This is a genomic window from Hyphococcus flavus, assembly GCF_028748065.1.
Classification (GTDB): Bacteria; Pseudomonadota; Alphaproteobacteria; order Caulobacterales; family Parvularculaceae; genus Hyphococcus; species Hyphococcus flavus.
In genome coordinates, this window is record NZ_CP118166.1 from 1503169 (window position 1) to 1520685 (window position 17517).

Sequence of the window (17517 nt, forward strand, 5' to 3'; positions counted from 1 at the left end):
ACTGGCGGGCGCTATTGATTTTGGACCTCATCTACAGGGAAGCGTCCCCGGGTGGCGTTGGCGAAGGCGACAAGTGACAGCATCACGGGAACTTCGACAAGAACGCCAACCACGGTGGCGAGCGCTGCGCCGGAATCAAGCCCGAACAAACTGATAGCGACCGCAACGGCAAGTTCGAAAAAGTTAGATGTGCCAATCAGCGCACACGGCGCCGCGATATTAAAAGGGATGCGCCACGCCCAGGCAGCGGCATACGCGATGGCGAATATGCCGTATGACTGGATGAAGAGGGGAATGGCGATCAGGGCGATAATTAACGGCCGATCGAGGATCACCTGTCCCTGAAAGCCGAACAACAACACCACCGTCGCCAGAAGGCCAATGATGGAATACGGTTTTAACCGGGCGGTGAAGTTGTCAATTGCTTTTGCGCCTCCGCGTTTGCTGAGCGCATTGCGAGTGGCGGCGCCGGCAATAAGCGGGATCACGACGTAAAGCCCCACGGAAAGAATAAGCGTTTCCCACGGCACCGAAATCTCAACAATACCAAGCAGCAAAGCGACAAGGGGCGCAAAGGCAACGACCAGGATTGCATCATTCACGCTGACCTGCGCGAGCGTATATGTGGGGTCCCCTCGGGTGAGTTGCGACCAGACGAACACCATCGCAGTACACGGTGCTGCGCCGAGCAGTATGAGTCCTGCGATGTAACCTTCGGCGTCTTGCGGTGGAATGAGGCCGGCGAACACATGCTTGAAGAAAATCACGCCAAGCGCTGCCATAGTGAAAGGTTTTATGAGCCAGTTTACAACAAGGGTGACGGCAAGCCCTTTTGGCCGGCTTCCTATCCGTTTCAAGCTGGCGAAATCAACGCCGATCATCATCGGATAGACCATCGCCCAGATGAGTATCGCAACGGCGAAATTTACGTTTGCGGCTTGCCAGGAAGCCAACAAACTAAACAGGCCAGGCATGAGCTTGCCGAGCGCAATGCCTGTCGCGATGCTCAGTGCAACCCACAGCGACAAATATCGTTCAAAGATGGGCAAGGCTTTTCCCTCTAAGCTGAGTTTAGGATTGCTTGAGATATGCGTCGATCTGTGTGCGGATATCATCGAAGACGGCAGCGAACGCTGCGCGTATTTCTTCGTTTGATCCTGTAGCCGCGGCCGGGTCTGGAAAACTCCAGTGGAGTTTCTTCAGCACCTCGCCGTCTCTTGTCGGCCAGATCGGGCAAACCTCGCTCGCGGCATTATCGCAAACAGTGACGACGGCGTTCATGACGGGCGCGTCAGGCGCCGCGAACTCGTCCCAGGTTTTTGAGCGTGCGTCCTCTGGCGGTTCGATTCCATGAACGACGAGCGTTTCGATCGCGAAAGGGTTTACCTTGCCAGTTGGCGTTGAGCCGGCAGACCATGCGCGCCAGCGTCCGCGGCCGGCGTGGTTCATATAACCTTCGGCCATTATTGAGCGCGCCGAATTGCCGGTGCACAAAAACAGAATGTTTTTCATTTGTGGTGCTAGCGGCAATTATGAAGCTGGCGAGCAGCAAGCATTATTGCTTGATGCAGCATGTTCAGGATTTTCTCCGCTTTCTCCATAAGTGTCCGAGTCGCCAAATGTGTGAAATAGTTCCCAGACGGCACCTTGCGGATCGTGAGACCAGTATTTGTTGCTTTTGGCGTAGCAGCAGGTAGCGTCTTCCTGTGGCGTCAGCGGCGCCTCAGCCCCTTGCAGGCGGTTAGCGACAACATCCAGCTCTTCGCGGGAATTGAGCGAGATGCCCACATGATCGACGCCTGCTTTGCGCCTATGGTTTGAGATCGCCACATTGGCGGCGGGATCGTCGAGTAGCCATTTAGCGTAGTCGGATTCGCGCCGGGTCGGTTCGGCGCCGAAAAGGGCGGTGTAATATTTGATCGATGCATCAAGGTCATCGACATTGATATGGATATGCATTTTTTTCATCAGGCGCTCTCTTTCATGATGACGTAGGGGCCGCACAACCGCTTATCGCCGCCGCAGCAATCGGCGAGCAGGAAGTCGATGAGTTCGCGCAGGCCCCCATAGTCGGCGGCGTAGATAATTTTTCGGCCCTCGCGACGGGCATGGATCAGGCCGGCCCGCTCAAGCTCTTTCAGGTGGAAGGACATGGTCGGCGCGGGGACATCCAGGGCTTTGGCAACGTCCCCTGCCGGCGCGCCGCGCGGGCCGAGCTTGATCAGGTGTTTGACCGTTGCCAGTCGCGACTCCTGCGAAAGGGCTGAAAATAGCTGTGTTGCCTCTTTAATTTCCATATTTTCATATATATCGAAATATCAAATCATGTAAAGCGTTAATTTTTGCGTGCGCCAAATTGTAAGTGAGGGTTAGGCCGGACAATTAGGTGTGGCGGCCCGGAAGCGAACAGGCCTATCGGCGCATATCGACATTCAGCTAACATTGGATCGCCGTTGATGCCTTACCGTACGTTAAGCGCTGAGAAGGTCATTGAGACCATCGACAAGCTGGAAAAGCGGGTCCGCGAGCGTTTCCCGGAGGCCGGGTTGGTCGAGGTGGCGCAAGAGCTTTCCCAAACCGCCCGGCGCTGTGCTATCGATGCGGAACGCCTCAAAGAGACTTCGCCGAGGATGAAGGCGGGGATATACGCTGTTTGGGCGCTCGGCGGCGCGGTGTTTCTTATGCTGATCTCGGGGCTGATCTCCGAAGGGCTCGAGTGGAAACCCGCCAGCCTTGTGCAGGTTCTGGAGCCGACCATGAATCTCGCCGTCCTGTTGGTCATTGGCCTAATGACCATCACCCGCCAGGAGCAGCATTGGAAACGCAACAAGGCGCTCGATTATCTCCATGAGTTACGGTCCATCGCCCATGTCATAGATATGCATCAACTGACCAAGGACCCATACCGTCACGCGCTCGCGGCAACGCCATCTTCACCGCCAAGAGTACTGACAGGCGTACTCCTTGAGCGATATCTCGATTATTGTTCGGAAATGCTGTCATTGACGGGCAAGCTCGCCGCGCTCTTTGCGCAGAGCGTTAAAGACCCGGAAGTAATCGCCGGCGCCGGCGACATTGAACAACTCGCCACGGCGCTGTCGCGTAAGATTTGGCAAAAGATAATGGCGTTCTCACGCTATGAAGAAGCGGCTGGCAAATAATCCGTATGCAACCCACAAATCAGATGGTCGCTTAAAACTTTTATCGATGTGATGCTCGTTGTTCATTGGCGCCTGCAAGCACAATAGCACAGGCGACAGCAATAATACTCATTAGGCAGATATGAGTGAATCTATACAAATGATATCCAAAGATGCTTACCCATAGCGGTATATTAGGTCCTGCGGGTGTGCGAAAAATGAATAGAATGCTCCACTCCAAGATTTGCATCAGCGCGAAGTAGCCGAAAAATGCTGAAAAAACCGTTGCGTGAATTCTGGGTGTAGTTCGACCTGCAAAAATTATAGCGCCTAAAAAGCTGATAAATGCGCCAAATAATAAAACCCCGAAATTCGTAATCAACGCAGTTGGTTCTTCGAGCCATGACTCGACAAAGAGAAACAAGTTTGGGTGCAAGGATGTTGTGATGAGGTCAAAGCCCGTCAAACAAAGGCTAAATGCCGCCAGTAAATAGAATGGTTGATACCCCGCCGCCGTCTCGTAGCTTTCCCCGCTTGCGCGTTGGAAGGCCAGCCAGCCGAACATCGCGTATCCGGCATAGCTAAGCACGAGCTTGGAATAGTGATGCTGCAAGTACAGCCTTTCTCTGGTCTCGTATCCATCAGCAAAATTCCCTGGATCTGGGGAAATGAAAGTTGAGACAATAAAACTGTCGTACCACCTCAGAAAATACTCAAACGCTATGAATGCAATGACAATAAATAGAAGGTCTCGTTGTTGTCGGAAAATCATGCCAAGCGCGGCATTCCAGCGAGACATGGTTGCGCTTTTATGGTTCGCTTTCATGTAAAGCTTGGAAACGCCTATAGTGCAGGATTTTAAGAGAGAAATTGCGCGCTGTCTCGGCCCGGGAAAGATCGCTAACAGCAGGAAAAGTCCAAAAGCCAGAATAAAGAATTCGCCGACCGGTCCGAAATGTTCGGAAAGGTCGGCCACTTAGTTTTATTCCGCCGCCTGTTTTTCAGGCGTCTTCTTGTCCGGCCGGTTCACCATCATGCGTTTGATGTCGGAGATAGCTTTTGCGGGGTTCAGATGTTTTGGGCAAACTTGCGTGCAGTTCATGATGGTATGGCAGCGATAAAGCTTGAACTCGTCTTCCAGCTTGTCGAGGCGTTCATTATCAAGCTGGTCGCGGCTGTCAGCGAGCCAGCGATAAGCCTGCAGCAGGGCTGCCGGTCCCAAATATTCATCTTTGCCGTCCTTGTCTCCGTTCCACCAATAGGAAGGGCATGACGTCGAACAGCATGCGCAGAGAATGCATTCGTAAAGCCCGTCGAGTTTTGCGCGATCTTCAGGCGACTGACGCCATTCGGTTTCCGGGTCGTCTGTTTTCGCCTGCAGATAAGGCTCGATATAGGCATGTTGCTCATAAAACTTAGAAAGATCGGTGACGAGGTCGCGCACCACCGGCTGGTGCGGCAGCGGATAGACGCTGACATCGCCGTTGCCCAGTTCATCCATGCCTTTTGTGCAGGCAAGCGTGTTCGCGCCGTTGATGTTCATGGCGCATGACCCGCACACGCCCTCCCGGCAGGAGCGCCGGAACGATAATGTAGGATCCATCTCGTTTTTGATCTTGATCAGCGCATCAAGCACCATTGAGACATTGGAGACATCGACTTCGTATGTGTCGACGCTCGGGTTATCCGGCGTTGACGGATCGTAGCGGTAGACGCGGAAAGTGCGGGTGTTCTCCGCGCCATCCTTTGCGGCATAGGTCTTGCCGTTCCTGTTGACCTTGGAGTTTTTCGGGAGCGTCAGTTCGACCATGTCTTGCGTTCGACCTTTTTGCGCTGGGACAGGCTTGCTTTACGCAGGTTTGCGCGCGCCGTACCAGTCCAGATGGCGGGTGACGTACATGGTCAGCGCAATTGCGCCGAATGCCGTGACGGACCCGATTAGGAGGGCGTAATCCTCCGACTTCATGAGAAGATATATCAGCCCGTAAGCGCCTGAAAAGGCGATAAGCGCGATCAATCCCCGCAAAAAGCTGTGAAAGACCGTCGCAGCATAGGCGCTGGAGAGGAGTACTGTCGCGGCTGCAGACCCGAAAAAAGCCGCCTCGAAGCCGAAATGCTCGGAAAATGCAAGCACAAGAAGATAGAAAATCACCTGCGCAAGGCCGAGGAGAATATATTGCGCCGGATGCGCCCGGGCATTGGTCATGACCTCGAAGATGAAGAAGGTCAGGAAGACGGCGCCTAAAAACATGAGCGCGTATTTGAGCGCCCGGTTGACGCTTTGATAGGGGCTCGCCGCATCGATCAGGACGACGCCAAACCTGTTGCCTGCATCAAGCGCGGTCAGCCCGCCCTCGACGGCAAAGCTACGTGGCAGATTGCGTGCAAGATAGGGAATGCGCCACTCGGCAACAAAGCCCTCTGCGGTAATGTTATGCGTATCGGGCAAATAGGCGCCCTGAAAGCTTGGGTCCGGCCAGTTCGCACGCATGGTGACGCTTGTCTCTTCCCCGACGGGTGAAAAATATAAGCTCCCGCCGCCTGACATGGGCGCAACAAGTTGAAACTGAAATCCCTGCTCCGGCGCCGTAATCGGCAAGCCCGTGCTGATGCCCGGCGCTGTTTGTGAAATCTCGCTGTTATATCGTCCCGTTGCGGTAAGCATGACGCCAGGTTCGAACGCGCCGTCATGTGGTTTGTTGTTAATGACAAGCGTTGGCGTGTTGCGGATGCCTTTCAGGGCGCTGTTGTCGCCAAGCTTGAGGGCTAGGATGGCGCAGTCCCAATGAATTTTCTGAATATCGTTCGGCCATGCTGGCGGCGCCAACGCTTCGAACTTTCCTGTCATGATAATATCGGCGTCATAGACGGTCGCTTCGTAAAGCGATCGCCGTCGCTGACTCGCGTCTATGGCGGCGTCGATGGACAACTCTTTTGGCGTGAAGGTGAAAAACACCGTTTCCAAAACAGGTTCGCCATCTGATTTGCGTTTGCCTGTTTCAACGGTTGCCGGCGCGATAATGACCGGGCCGCTGATGGATTGCTCGCCCCCGGCGCGTTCATAAATGTCGCGGCGAACTTCGTCCGCACGCGTCGAGCGCTCAAAGACAAGCCCGTAAACCAGCATTGCGGGCAGCCATAAAAGAAAAGCCAGCGCGCCAACAAGGATTAGTTTCAGTCCGAATGACCGGCCGCCGCCAGGCATTTTTATTTCCATGGAATTCCCCTGTTGCGTTTCTCGCCCTTGCGCAGGGGAGGTGCCGCAGTTCCGTGTCGCTTTCGGGGCGTATCGGCGGCGTGCTCAGGGAAATTCCGGGGCCGGATTAAAGCGACTTCTTGACCGGAGAGAGGTCGCTGAAGGAAGCCTTACGCTTTTCAGACTTTGCGATGTAGCTTTCCTTGATGTCTTCGGAGCGCAGCATGGCGGCGTTCCACAAGCCGATATAGTCAAGCGTGTCGGCGGTGGAGTGGTCGCGAGCGTAATTGATCATCTGTTTGCAGCCAGTGACAGCAAGGGGCGAATGGGCGGCGATCTTAGCTGCAATTTCCAGGACGCCCGCAAGCAGCGCTTCGTGGCTTTCGAACACTTCGTTGACGAGGCCGATTTCCTTTGCTTTCACTGCCGGCACGCGCTCGGCCGTATAGGCCATCTGCCGCGCCCAACCCTCGGAGATGACTTTCGCAAGCCGCGGGAACGTGCCCACATCGGCGGTCATGCCGATGGCGGTTTCCTGGACGCAGAAAAAAGCATCGGCGCTGGCGTATCGGCAGTCACACGCGGTGGCTAGATCGACCCCGGCGCCAACCGCACCGCCCTGTATCGCGGCAAGCACTGGCTGGCGGGCCTTCTCAAGCGCTGTAAAGGTGTCCTGCAAGGCCCTCACGTGATAACGAAAGGCTTCGGAGGCGACTTCTCGGTTTTCCGGCGGCGCATCCAGCGCGCCTGACATGAATACCGAAATATCCATGCCAGCCGTGAAGTGTTTTCCCTCCGCTGACAGAACAATTACGCGCGCCTTAGCGTTGTCTGAAATATCGTTAATGGCGTCTGGCAATTCCCGCCAGAATTCGGGAATGAATGAGTTGAATTTATCGGGTCTGGAAAATCGCAAATGGGCGATTCCATCAGTGATTTCGAGATTGAAACAGTCATATCCCATAATAACCCGCTTCCTGCTGGATCAGACTCTGACCTTCTGGTTTTCCGTGATATGCTGTTTAAAGCCAATAGCGAAGCGCAGTATAGATAGATAGGGCGTCGTTTTGGCGTGAAATATGCTTCGCAGTTGGCAAGGGTATGGAATGAATGCGCAAGCGCTGAACACGCATGAGCGCTGCCGCGGGAGTTGAGTAGAGAATAGTCATTCATGGCGCAGGATAAGGCCGCAGAGATTTTTAACTTCAACGCCCCAAGAGCGGCGGCGGCCAATGACGGCGAGACAACAGGCGATTTTCTGGCTTCGGCCAGAGCGGCGGCGGGCGTCAGCATTGAAGAGGCGAGCGACGCCACCAAGGTAAAGGTCGCACACCTTCAGGCGATAGAGGCGATGCGCGCTGACCTGTTGCCGCCGCTGCCCTACACAATCGGATTTGTCAAAGCCTACGCCCGATTTTTGCAGCTCGATGCGGAGACTGTTGCGAAACGCTTTCGCGAAGAGCTTGGATCGCCGACGTCGGGTGCGTTTTCGTCAATCGCAGCTGAATCCAACTTGTCTGCGACGGGCGGAGAAGGGATCCGGGTCGTGTCGGCTTTTGCGGTGATCGCTATCCTTGCCTTTGCGATCTGGGTGATGTTTCAGGTTACCGGCGGCGGGCGTGATGCTTCTGTAAATGCTGCACGTCAGGATGAGCCGCGGGTGCGCCTCGGTGACACGCCGGTGACAGCCCCGACGCCAAGACCTTCGGTCACCGCCTCGCCGGTCCAGGCTCAAGCCGAAGAGACTTCTGCTGAAACGGCAGTCATAAACGAGCCGCCCGATCGTCTAACTGTTCAAGAGGAAGAGGTCGCTCTTGCGGATGGCGCACCAGAAGCAATAAGCGAAGAGCCGGCAACGGGCGAGATAGAGCAAGCCGTTCAGAGTGCTGCGACTGGCGATGAACAAATAAATAACGCCCCATTGAGAAGCGAGCCGGAACCTGTTCCGCCTGAACAGACGCGAAGCTTACAGTCGGCAGAGACAGCACGCCCTTTACCGCGCAGAACGCAGCCTGTTCCCGAACGTGAAGCGCCGGCAGAGCCCGTTGTCATCGAATCGAGGTTGTTAAGATCATTCGCCCCCGCCTATCCGGAACGTTGCGCGCGCAGAGCCGCCCCGGTGGAAAGCGTCACCATACGTTTTGATATTACGCCGGCTGGCCGCCCCACAGCAGCGCGGGTCTCATCGACAACCAATAGCTGCTTCAATCAGGAAGCAATCGATACGCTCTTGAGGTGGCGTTTCAATCCACGCACGATCAGCAACGCAGCTGTCATAGACGCTGGTAAAACAGCAACGATCAATTTTCGAAAATAAAACGTCTGCTTATCTGCTTTCGCGCGAAATCTTTGGCGATAGCCATCGCATCATGTTGATGAAGAGACTGGCGTTATCGTTATCTGGGCTCGTGATAGTGACATAAACCTTTTCGTTGGTGTCAAAAGTAAAAATGAAATTCCTGAACATGCCTTGATCAGCAGCGACGACAACTTTCCCTTTTCCAAATTCAAATCCGATCATGCCAGCGTAGTAACCCGACGCTTCGCTGAACGTATTATCCTTGTTATAGTTCTCGGAACCGGCCGGAAACTGCAGCACAACGTCTTCAGGATTACGAAAGATGGCTGCGCCGCAATGATAGTCGACTTTTCTGACGGGAAGACCGTGCCTGATCAGAGGGTGATCCACATTCAGCGTATTGTCGTCTTCTGACATGCCGAAATAATGCGAGCATCGGCCGTTTTCAGGATCTGTGAAGCTTGGATACTCTTTGCTGTAAAGGTATCCGTCGCGAAACTTTACGGAAAAAGCTTCCAGCAAAGGCAGTGCGCCGCTGCCGTTAGGGAAGTGGCTGAGGCTAAGGTAAAGACCGCCGCCGCTATCGACAAACTTTACGATGGAATCGATTTCACTATCGGAAAGCGGTGATTTCCAGAACACACCGCCATTTTCAAGCGCGATTTTGTCATTCGGTAGCCCGTGAATAATCAGGATATCGGCCTGAGCCAAGATGTCTTGAGATAACGCTTCTTCCGCGTAGTCAACTGAAAACCTGTCACGATCCATGATTTCGAGCATGGCGTGTGCGCCCGTGGCGAAGCCTTCGTTCGTATAGATTGTTTTATGATATCGGTCGATCAGAACGCGCGTGTGATGCTGTTTTTGTAATGGTTCAAATTCATGACGATAATCGGTATCGGCTATTGCGTCGATGACTTCTTTTTGTGCGAAGGCGGCTTCTAACGAGAGAGATAGTAGGAAACACACAAATCCGGCGTACCGTTTCTGCATGGCGGCCTCCACAATTGCGCAATAAAGGAAACTAACGCAGCCTGTGCGCCAGTTCCGCATTTAAGTCTTTTAGCATTAATGCACTAATTGCCAAACACATCCCGGAACAGACGCATCCAGTTTTCTCCAAGAAGGCGCTCAAGATCGCGCGTTTTCCAGCCGCGACGGTCAAGAACCACAAGCAGATTTCGGAAGCGGTCGGGCGTATCGAGTTCTGGAATATAGGGCGGCCACTTCACGTCATAGCTAGGTTTGAAAGACTTAAGACGCGGCTCATACCAGTCTTCTTTGGTAGCCCAGCTTGCGATGCCGCGCACGGGGAAGTCGGTTGATAGCGCCACATGTTCAATGCCGGCGACATTTACAGCGTGCTCGATATGATCCGCATAAGTCTCGATGGTTGTTTCGCCGCCGGGGTCGGTGCCGATAAAATAACCGAGAGCAGCGACGCCGAAAACGCCGCCTTTGTCTGCAAGCGCTTTTATCTGCTCATCGACTTTAGCGCGCGGATGGCCGGGCCGGAACTTTTCGATCATCGAATGGGTGATTGCTACAGGCTTTTCTGAAAACTCAATCCCGTCGAGGGTCGTCTGCCGTCCGCAATGGGAAAGATCGACAAGCACGCCGAGCTTGTTCATGCGTTCCACAACTTCGATGCCGAAATCGGAGAGGCCGACATTCGTGCGCTCCGTTGACCCGTCGCCGAGGCGGTTGCGCGAATTATAAGTAAGTTGAAAACAGCGCATGCCGAGTGCGTGGAGAGCGTCCACATTATCAACATCGCCCTCGAGCATAGTAGCGTTCTGGAAATTCATCATCACGGCGAGTTTTTTCTCGCGCTTCGCCCTTTCAAAATCGCGCGCCTCCAGTGCGATCATGTAACGGTCTGGGTATTCCTCAACGCGTGTCCGCCAGGTTACAAGCTCATCAATGGCTGTCTGTAAGTCGCGGCGGTTAAGGCTCGTAATAATGCCTGTGTAGCCCGATTGTTGTACGGCCTCATATTCTACGTCATCCCAGTCCCTGGCGAAGGAAAGGGCGTCGATTACCAGCGCGTTGTCGTAAAGGCGCTTGAGTTTGCCCGGCAATTCCGCTGCTCTGGAAGTTGAGAATGTTACGGCTGCAGCCGCGCCAAGGCTGATGGCGTCGCGTCTTGTGTATTGCATGAAAAAGCCCCTCTGGTTTTGCCAGAGAGGCTAATTAATTTTGCCTTGATTGGCAAAAAGAGTGGTTTAGGCTCAATAAACCCGCTTTTTCGGCTCGATATATTTGATCTCGTCGGTGAGGGTGAAGTTGTGCACCGGGCGATAGTCGATGGTCGCCTTGCCTTGCGCGAACCACGCGGCGGTGTGTTTCATCCAGTTGGCGTCGTCGCGGTCGGGAAAGTCCTCGCGGGCGTGGGCGCCGCGGCTCTCTTTCCGGTTTGCAGCGCCTTCCATGGTGACGATCGCCTGGCCGATCATATTGTCGAATTCCAGCGTTTCGACGAGGTCTGTGTTCCAGATCAGCGAGCGGTCGGTAACGCCGATATCCGGCATGGCGGAATGAACCTCGTTGATCTTCTCGCGGCCTTCCTCCAGCACATCGCCGGTGCGGAAGACGGCGCAGTTATTCTGCATGACAGATTGCATTTGCGCCCGCAAAGCCGCTGTTGGCGTGCCGCCTTTTGCGTGACGGAACTTGTCGAGGCGGGCCAGGGCTTCATCAGTCGCTGCCTTGGGCAGGTCTGCATTGGCGCCGTCTGATTTAACGACTTCACCGCAGCGTAAGCCGGCTGCACGGCCAAAAACCACAAGATCAATCAGTGAGTTCGAACCGAGACGGTTGGCGCCGTGCACGGAAACGCACGCCGCTTCGCCGATCGCCATCAGGCCCGGCACAACTGCATCAGTATCATCGCCGCGCTTTGTGACCACTTCGCCGTGGTAGTTCGTCGGGATGCCGCCCATATTGTAATGGACGGTAGGCAGAACCGGAATTGGTTCTTTGGTCACGTCGACGCCAGCGAAAATTTTCGCGCTTTCCGAAATGCCGGGCAAACGCGCCGCCAGCACTTTCGGATCGAGGTGGTTGAGATTGAGATGGATATGGTCCTTGTTCGGACCGACGCCGCGCCCCTCGCGAATTTCAATGGTCATGGAGCGCGAGACGACATCGCGAGAGGCGAGGTCTTTCGCTGACGGGGCGTAGCGTTCCATGAAACGCTCGCCTTCGGAATTGGTGAGGTATCCGCCTTCGCCGCGTGATCCTTCGGTGATCAACACGCCTGCGCCGTAAATGCCGGTGGGGTGGAACTGTACAAATTCCATGTCCTGCAAGGGAAGGCCCGCGCGCAGGACCATAGCGTTGCCGTCGCCAGTGCAGGTATGCGCAGAGGTGCAGGAGAAATAGACGCGTCCGTAACCGCCAGTCGCGAGCACCACCATCTTGGCCGAGAAGCGGTGAATGATTCCGGTATCGAGTTCCCAGCTCAAAAGCCCGCGGCATTCACCTTCATCGGACATGATGAGGTCAAGTGCGAAATGCTCGATAAAGAACTTGGCGTTGTTTTTGACGGCCTGTCCATAAAGCGTGTGCAGGATCGCGTGGCCCGTACGGTCTGCGGCGGCGCAGGTGCGCTGCACCTGCCCTTCGCCATAGTTTTTCGTCATGCCGCCGAAAGCACGCTGATAGATTTTGCCTTCTTCAGTACGGCTGAAAGGAACGCCCCAATGTTCAAGCTCGTAAACGGCTGCCGGCGCGTTCTTGCAGAGATATTCAATGGCGTCCTGGTCGCCGAGCCAGTCCGAACCCTTGACGGTGTCGTACATATGCCAGCGCCAATCGTCTTCTGACATATTGCCAAGCGCGGCGGAGATGCCGCCCTGCGCCGCAACAGTGTGTGAGCGGGTCGGGAAGACTTTCGTCACGCACGCGGTTTTTAGTCCGGCTTGCGCCGCGCCCAATGTCGCGCGAAGGCCCGCGCCGCCTGCGCCGACAACAACAACATCATATTCATGATCGACGATTTCGTAACTGTCAGTCATTACTCAGCCTGCAAATGAAATATTGTAAACGGACCAGAGCGCGCCGGCGATGACGCTGATGGCGATCAGCCAGTTCAGGGCCGAAAGCGTTTTTTTGATCCCGCCATGGATGTAGTCGGCGATAATCTCTTCAAGGCCGATGCGCATGTGCCACGCGCCGACCGAGACAAAAAGCGCCAGCAGCAAACCGTTCCACCATTGCCCGGCCCAGGCCCTGGCGGCGGCATAGTCTGCGCCAAGATGAGAAACAACGCTGATCAAAAACCAGATGGCGAGCGGGATCATCAGCGCCGCGGTAAAGCGCTGCATGATAAATGTGGATGTGCCTTTATGCGCCATCTTACGCCGCTCCTATTGCGTTATATCCGATGAGCAGGATGATCGCCGCAAGCAGGATCGAGGCGCCGTAGATCAGCCAGGCGGTCATGGTCGCCGTTTTGATGGCGAGGCCTCGACCGTAATCCCAATAAAGATGGCGGAGACCATTCATCAGGTGAAATGACAGCGCCCAGACATAACCGGCGACAATGATGAAGCCGATGGGCGTTGTCACGAAACCGGCGACGCTGGCGTAAAGCGACGGACTGAAGGCGAGGGCGTATAGCCAGACAAGGAGCAGGAGCGATCCGCCATAAAGGACCATGCCTGTCCCCCGGTGGGTGATCGACGCCGCCATGGTGACGGTAAAACGCCAGATTTGCAGGTGCGGAGAAACCGGGCGCTGGAGAGAGCCGGACGCGCTGTTAGCCATGAAAACCCCTGAAGTTTGAGGCGTTGAGACGATTTTGGCGAACATAGGCCGCGCCATTTTCAAGTCAACGCGACCAAGCGGCTTGGTTTCCGCCCGCGCCATTGCCAAAGCGGGGGCTTTTCGGTCATGCTATTTAGTAACAAAACTACGTAAACAGGGGTTCGGGGATGAAGCAGGCGATCATAGCGGGCATGGCGGCGGCGGTAATGATGACGGCGCCAGCCTCAGCACAACTGTTGGATTCGGTCACAGCCGATCAGCTTGAGAGCATTCTTAGCGACGCCGATCTCGGTCCCAGCATGATGAGTGATGCGCAAACCGGTGCGCCGGTCGCCACCGGGCGCGCCGGACAGTTTGATTTTTACGTGCGCGCGCTTTCCTGTTCAGGCTCGCCTGCTTCCTGCGAAACGCTGGTCTTCTTCGCGAACTTCAAGCTTGGCCGCGATGTCGCTCCGTCTGATTATCGGATTGTCAACGGGTTTAACGACAGTCAGGTCTTCGGCCGCGCCTATGTGCTTCAGGGCACAAATGAAGTCGGCGTTGATTACGTGATCGAACTCAATGGCGGCGTCAGTGAAGATCACTTGTCAGAAAACATCTCGCGCTGGGCGGATGTAATTTCGGCATTTGTTTCGAAATTCCAGGCAGGTGAGCCATCGAGCTAGTTCAGATATGAGGCGCAATTGTCTCTGCTAGCTTCTGTGGACATGAACCTCGACCCGTCTGTGTGAAAGTAGCGAACCCTCAGCTTGAACGCAGTCTGTGTAAGAAGTTTGCGTTCGGTAAGCGTGCAGGAGGTTTTCAGGATCAACTTGCGAAACTTCTCGATTTCACTCGACGGGACATTACGGAAATTCGGATCTTTTAGCTGTACGCTTATACTGACGAGATCATATTCAGCCTCAACATGGACTTTGGAAATTTCGGCTTTGCTGCCGGCTGTCAGCCTGAATCCACGTGAAAAGTTCTTTGCTTTGCGTTCAAGGTAAGCTTGCTTTTGATCTATGGTCGCCGTGGGGTAATCGAAGGCAGGGCCGCTAAAGGGTCCCCATAGATTCATTGCTACAAAGCCGCCGATGCCGGCAATAATAGCGACAACTATTTTGCCAACGCTTTCCATGACACGCTAGGCCGCCCGCTCAAGTAGCGCTTTAAGTCCTTCCGGCAGCTCTTTTTCAAGATCCCGCATGCGCTCCAACAGCCGGCGTTCATTCACGTCAAAGGCGCCGTCGCGGCCGATACGCGCCGCGAGCCAATCGGCTTCGTTTTCCGTTACGTCTGCAGCGATAGCGGCGTCACGCTCTCTTGTTGCGTTATGTTCGCTCTGCACCGGCTTTTGCGAGTAGGCGTCGATGACTGCACCAACGCCGCCTGAAACCATTCGCTTAAAGAAGCCGCCGACATTCACGGACTGGTCCTTGGCCCAGGCGTTGCGGCGGAATGCTTCCTCGCGGCTTGGCGCTTTATATCCAAGATGCGCCATCAAGTGATTGATCACGCCTTGTACGAAAAGTTCCGTCCATGCGGGGTTGTTACGTGCGTTTTCGGTTGCATCGTTGATGTCGAACAGTAGTTCGGCTTCGCGCCTCGTGATGGCGACATTGCCGTCGCCGCCAGCCGCGAACAGATAGCGGCGCAGCAAGACAGCATCCTGCTTAGAAACTACCGGGCCGTCTTCCTTGCCGAGAATATGGTTCTTGAATTGCTCGCCGACAAATGCCGACATTTCCGGCGGCGTCATTTCCGCCGTTTCCATCAGCTTGACCATCAACGCCAGTTCAAGCGGATTGGCGAAGCCGTTGCGGGTGACGCGGGCCTTCAAAGACTGAAATTCATCCGGCGTCAGATATCCCTGGGGTTCTTCCTCACGAAGATAAAAATCAGCAGCGGCTTCAGCGAAAAACTGGAACCATTCGGCATCGCCATCCTGCGCCCGATCGCCAAGGTCAAACAGCGCATCGAGTTCCTCAGGCGAGACAACGCCGTCTGAAAACACCGTGCGGCGCATGAAAAGCACCTCATCAGCGGAAACAAAACCGTCGGCGCCAATGGCGGCGAGGCGGGTTTGCAAAGACTGATCAGACATAACGATAAACTCCCAGCGTAATATCGGCGGGCACTGTGACAGGATGAGGTTAAAATCACGGAAAGGAATTTGCGCGGGATGGGCGTATTAACGCTTCGCTAACCAAAAAATTTGAGTGGATCAGCGCGGCAGGTATCCCGAGAAAATGAACACGGCGGCGGTCGCAAAAGCAGCGAGCCACAAGGTCTGAAGGATCAGGGCGGTGATCGGTTTTGGCCCCACATCAATTAGCTTCTTTAATGATGTTTTGACGCCGAGTGCGGCAACCGCAGTGATCAGGCAAAAGCGGGATGCGCCGGCAATGCTGTCGCTCCAATTTTCAGGGATCGCCCCAAAGCTGTTCGCCGCCATCAGGGCGGCAAAGCCCAGCAGGAATATCGGAAACGCGCGGCCTGTGGCGTCGGCATTCGCGGTGTTGCGAGCAAACAACATGGCGATAATGAACACGGCTGGCGCGAGCAAAGTCACGCGCATCAGCTTTACGACGGCGGAGACAGCGCCGGCTTCGTCAGAAACGATGTAGCCTGCGCCAATCACCTGCGCGACGTCGTGGATGGTGGCGCCGAGAAAGACGCCCGCTTGCATGTCAGTGAATCCAAGCGTGTGTGTCAGGGGCGGGTACGCCACCATGGCGATGGTCGAAAGCGTTGTGACCCCGACGACAGTAAGGATAAGGTTTCGCTCGCTGTCTTTTGTTTGCGGCAGTACAGATGAAATCGCCATGGCTGCAGAAGCGCCGCAGATAGCGACGGCGCCGGCTGATAATGTTGCATGAGCATTCGTAAGTCCGTTCGCTCGGCCTATCATCCATCCGACGCTGATAGTTGTTGCAACACCGGCAACAACAAGCAGCGCCGTCGCCCAGCCGAGTTCCGCAATCTCAGATAACGTCACTGATGCGCCGAGCAAAATGACGCCAAGCTGTAAAACCCGTTTGGACGCGAACTGGATGCCTGGCGCGCATTTTTCATCGTCGCTGAGAAAGTTAAACGCAATACCAAAGAGGATCGCGTAGAGCATGACTGGCCCGCCATAGCGTGACGCGATGAAAAGCGACGCCATCGCAACAGTTGCAGCGATCAAAACGCCTGGCGCAAAACTGCGCGCCTTCTCCACAATTGCGCTTGTCATTGTTTGCGAATGAAAGGTTGTCTATTCCGCAGCTTGTAGGTGTTTCTGCACGCCTTCAACTGCGGGCATGGTTTCGGCGCAATTGCGCTTGTCGCGGTGGGTCACCATGCGATTATGCAGCTCTTCAATGCAATTACGTCCCGTGCACTTGAATAAGAATGGAAAGATGCCGTGAAGAAGGCAGGCGAACCCCGCCGTCACCATCTTCGCGCCAAACCCGAACGCCATGCCCATGTGCTGGGTGTAGCTCTCTCCGACGCTAGCCGGGTGCTCGGTAAAGGCGCGTTTGATCATGGTGGTGAAGTCCTCTTCAGGCTGTTGCCGCTCACAAATAGTTTACAGCCGGAAACGTGAAATATTTTTCTATACAGCCAGATAGAAAAACTAATCATTGAAAAAATATTCTAATAAATATAAATTTATTAGAATGGACCGTATCGATAAAGCAATAATGGCGATATTACAGCGCGATTTTTCGACGCCTGTGAGTGAAATCGCCGAATCGGTCGGCTTATCACAGACGCCGTGCTGGCGGCGGATCAAGAAGCTGGAAGAGGACGGATTTATCCGCGCCCGGGTGGCCTTGGCCGAGCCTGAAACCTTGAACTTACGCCTCACCGCCTTCGTCATGGTCAAGACGGCGCAGCACAATGAGGCTTGGCTGAAGAAATTCGCCGAGGCCGTTCGGCGCATACCCGAAGTGATCGAGTTGCACAGGATGAGCGGTGAAACCGACTACTTGATGAAGGTGGTTTGCCCCGACATGGAACGTTTCGACAAGGTCTACAAAAAGCTCATCTCAGCCGCAGATTTTTCCGACGTTCGTTCGAGCTTTTCCATGGAAACGCTGAAGACGACTACCGAACTGCCGCTCGATTACGCCTGAAACGCTTTT

The 17517-nt window shown here is 54.8% G+C and carries 21 protein-coding genes; 4 read left to right on the plus strand and 17 right to left on the minus strand.

The genetic code is table 11. The annotated features are described in order from the left end of the window. Nucleotides 1-11 precede the first annotated feature (11 nt). The 4 genes from arsB to PUV54_RS07340 are packed head-to-tail and all read right to left on the minus strand — an operon-like array spanning nt 12 to nt 2297. A complete protein-coding gene (arsB, locus tag PUV54_RS07325; RefSeq protein ID WP_420797925.1) occupies nt 12-1049 on the minus strand; it encodes an ACR3 family arsenite efflux transporter in 1038 nt (345 codons plus the stop codon). 22 nt (nt 1050-1071) lie between these two features. Further along, nucleotides 1072-1512, minus strand: a complete 441-nt coding sequence (locus PUV54_RS07330; protein WP_274494964.1) for an arsenate reductase ArsC — start codon at nt 1510-1512, stop codon at nt 1072-1074. An 18-nt stretch (nt 1513-1530) separates the two neighbouring features. Continuing rightward, nucleotides 1531-1968 (minus strand): ArsI/CadI family heavy metal resistance metalloenzyme, encoded by a 438-nt coding sequence (locus PUV54_RS07335; protein WP_274494965.1) that lies wholly within the window; start codon nt 1966-1968, stop codon nt 1531-1533. After that, entirely contained in the window at nt 1968-2297 is a 330-nt protein-coding gene (locus PUV54_RS07340) for an ArsR/SmtB family transcription factor (RefSeq protein WP_274494966.1), read from the minus strand. The genes PUV54_RS07335 and PUV54_RS07340 overlap by 1 nt, the downstream gene beginning before the upstream one ends. Nucleotides 2298-2456: 159 nt before the next feature. Between PUV54_RS07340 and PUV54_RS07345 the strand changes: the two genes are divergently transcribed. Beyond that, nucleotides 2457-3161, plus strand: coding sequence for a hypothetical protein (locus PUV54_RS07345; RefSeq protein ID WP_274494967.1), 705 nt, complete (start codon nt 2457-2459; stop codon nt 3159-3161). A gap of 40 nt (nt 3162-3201) precedes the next feature. On the opposite strand, the gene PUV54_RS07350 is transcribed toward PUV54_RS07345, so the two are convergent. The 4 genes from PUV54_RS07350 to PUV54_RS07365 all read right to left on the minus strand — a co-directional run bounded on the left by PUV54_RS07350 (nt 3202) and on the right by PUV54_RS07365 (nt 7300). Beyond that, on the minus strand, nt 3202-4116 hold the full coding sequence (locus PUV54_RS07350) for a hypothetical protein (protein ID WP_274494968.1): 915 nt from the start codon (nt 4114-4116) through the stop codon (nt 3202-3204). A 6-nt stretch (nt 4117-4122) separates the two neighbouring features. After that, a complete protein-coding gene (locus PUV54_RS07355; protein ID WP_274494969.1) occupies nt 4123-4950 on the minus strand; it encodes a succinate dehydrogenase iron-sulfur subunit in 828 nt (275 codons plus the stop codon). 39 nt (nt 4951-4989) lie between these two features. After that, nucleotides 4990-6357 (minus strand): cell envelope integrity protein CreD, encoded by a 1368-nt coding sequence (gene creD, locus PUV54_RS07360; protein WP_274494970.1) that lies wholly within the window; start codon nt 6355-6357, stop codon nt 4990-4992. Nucleotides 6358-6463: 106 nt separating this feature from the next. Then, the gene (locus PUV54_RS07365; RefSeq protein WP_274494971.1) at nt 6464-7300 is read right to left on the minus strand and encodes a crotonase/enoyl-CoA hydratase family protein; all 837 of its coding nucleotides are present in this window, start codon (nt 7298-7300) and stop codon (nt 6464-6466) included. A 207-nt stretch (nt 7301-7507) separates the two neighbouring features. On the opposite strand from PUV54_RS07365, the gene PUV54_RS07370 reads away from it, so the two are divergent. Continuing rightward, entirely contained in the window at nt 7508-8653 is a 1146-nt protein-coding gene (locus PUV54_RS07370; RefSeq protein ID WP_274494972.1) for a TonB family protein, read from the plus strand. A 9-nt stretch (nt 8654-8662) separates the two neighbouring features. Here PUV54_RS07370 and PUV54_RS07375 read toward each other — a convergent pair whose 3' ends face one another. The 5 genes from PUV54_RS07375 to sdhC all read right to left on the minus strand — a co-directional run bounded on the left by PUV54_RS07375 (nt 8663) and on the right by sdhC (nt 13405). Further along, nucleotides 8663-9628: a hypothetical protein gene (locus PUV54_RS07375; RefSeq protein ID WP_274494973.1), complete on the minus strand. Its 966-nt coding sequence runs from the start codon at nt 9626-9628 to the stop codon at nt 8663-8665. A gap of 83 nt (nt 9629-9711) precedes the next feature. Further along, nucleotides 9712-10794: a dipeptidase gene (locus PUV54_RS07380; protein ID WP_274494974.1), complete on the minus strand. Its 1083-nt coding sequence runs from the start codon at nt 10792-10794 to the stop codon at nt 9712-9714. Between the two features lie 72 nt (nt 10795-10866). Beyond that, a complete protein-coding gene (gene sdhA, locus PUV54_RS07385) occupies nt 10867-12654 on the minus strand; it encodes a succinate dehydrogenase flavoprotein subunit (protein WP_274494975.1) in 1788 nt (595 codons plus the stop codon). Nucleotides 12655-12657: 3 nt separating this feature from the next. Continuing rightward, nucleotides 12658-12993, minus strand: coding sequence for a succinate dehydrogenase, hydrophobic membrane anchor protein (sdhD, locus tag PUV54_RS07390; protein WP_274494976.1), 336 nt, complete (start codon nt 12991-12993; stop codon nt 12658-12660). 1 nt (nt 12994) lies between these two features. Then, nucleotides 12995-13405: a succinate dehydrogenase, cytochrome b556 subunit gene (gene sdhC, locus PUV54_RS07395; protein ID WP_274494978.1), complete on the minus strand. Its 411-nt coding sequence runs from the start codon at nt 13403-13405 to the stop codon at nt 12995-12997. A 167-nt stretch (nt 13406-13572) separates the two neighbouring features. Between sdhC and PUV54_RS07400 the strand changes: the two genes are divergently transcribed. Continuing rightward, nucleotides 13573-14070 (plus strand): type III secretion system chaperone family protein, encoded by a 498-nt coding sequence (locus PUV54_RS07400; RefSeq protein WP_274494979.1) that lies wholly within the window; start codon nt 13573-13575, stop codon nt 14068-14070. Here the strand turns inward: PUV54_RS07400 and PUV54_RS07405 are convergent. The 4 genes from PUV54_RS07405 to PUV54_RS07420 form a co-directional block, all read right to left on the minus strand. After that, nucleotides 14067-14525 carry a hypothetical protein gene (locus PUV54_RS07405; protein ID WP_274494980.1) on the minus strand — a complete coding sequence of 153 codons (459 nt, stop codon included), beginning with the start codon at nt 14523-14525 and terminating at the stop codon, nt 14067-14069. The genes PUV54_RS07400 and PUV54_RS07405 overlap by 4 nt on opposite strands. A gap of 6 nt (nt 14526-14531) precedes the next feature. Next, nucleotides 14532-15491, minus strand: coding sequence for a hypothetical protein (locus tag PUV54_RS07410; protein ID WP_274494981.1), 960 nt, complete (start codon nt 15489-15491; stop codon nt 14532-14534). 120 nt (nt 15492-15611) lie between these two features. Further along, nucleotides 15612-16622, minus strand: a complete 1011-nt coding sequence (locus tag PUV54_RS07415) for a YeiH family protein (RefSeq protein WP_274494982.1) — start codon at nt 16620-16622, stop codon at nt 15612-15614. A gap of 21 nt (nt 16623-16643) precedes the next feature. Next, nucleotides 16644-16916 (minus strand): DUF6356 family protein, encoded by a 273-nt coding sequence (locus PUV54_RS07420; RefSeq protein WP_274494983.1) that lies wholly within the window; start codon nt 16914-16916, stop codon nt 16644-16646. 133 nt (nt 16917-17049) lie between these two features. On the opposite strand from PUV54_RS07420, the gene PUV54_RS07425 reads away from it, so the two are divergent. After that, nucleotides 17050-17508 (plus strand): Lrp/AsnC family transcriptional regulator, encoded by a 459-nt coding sequence (locus PUV54_RS07425; protein WP_274494984.1) that lies wholly within the window; start codon nt 17050-17052, stop codon nt 17506-17508. Nucleotides 17509-17517: the final 9 nt, after the last annotated feature.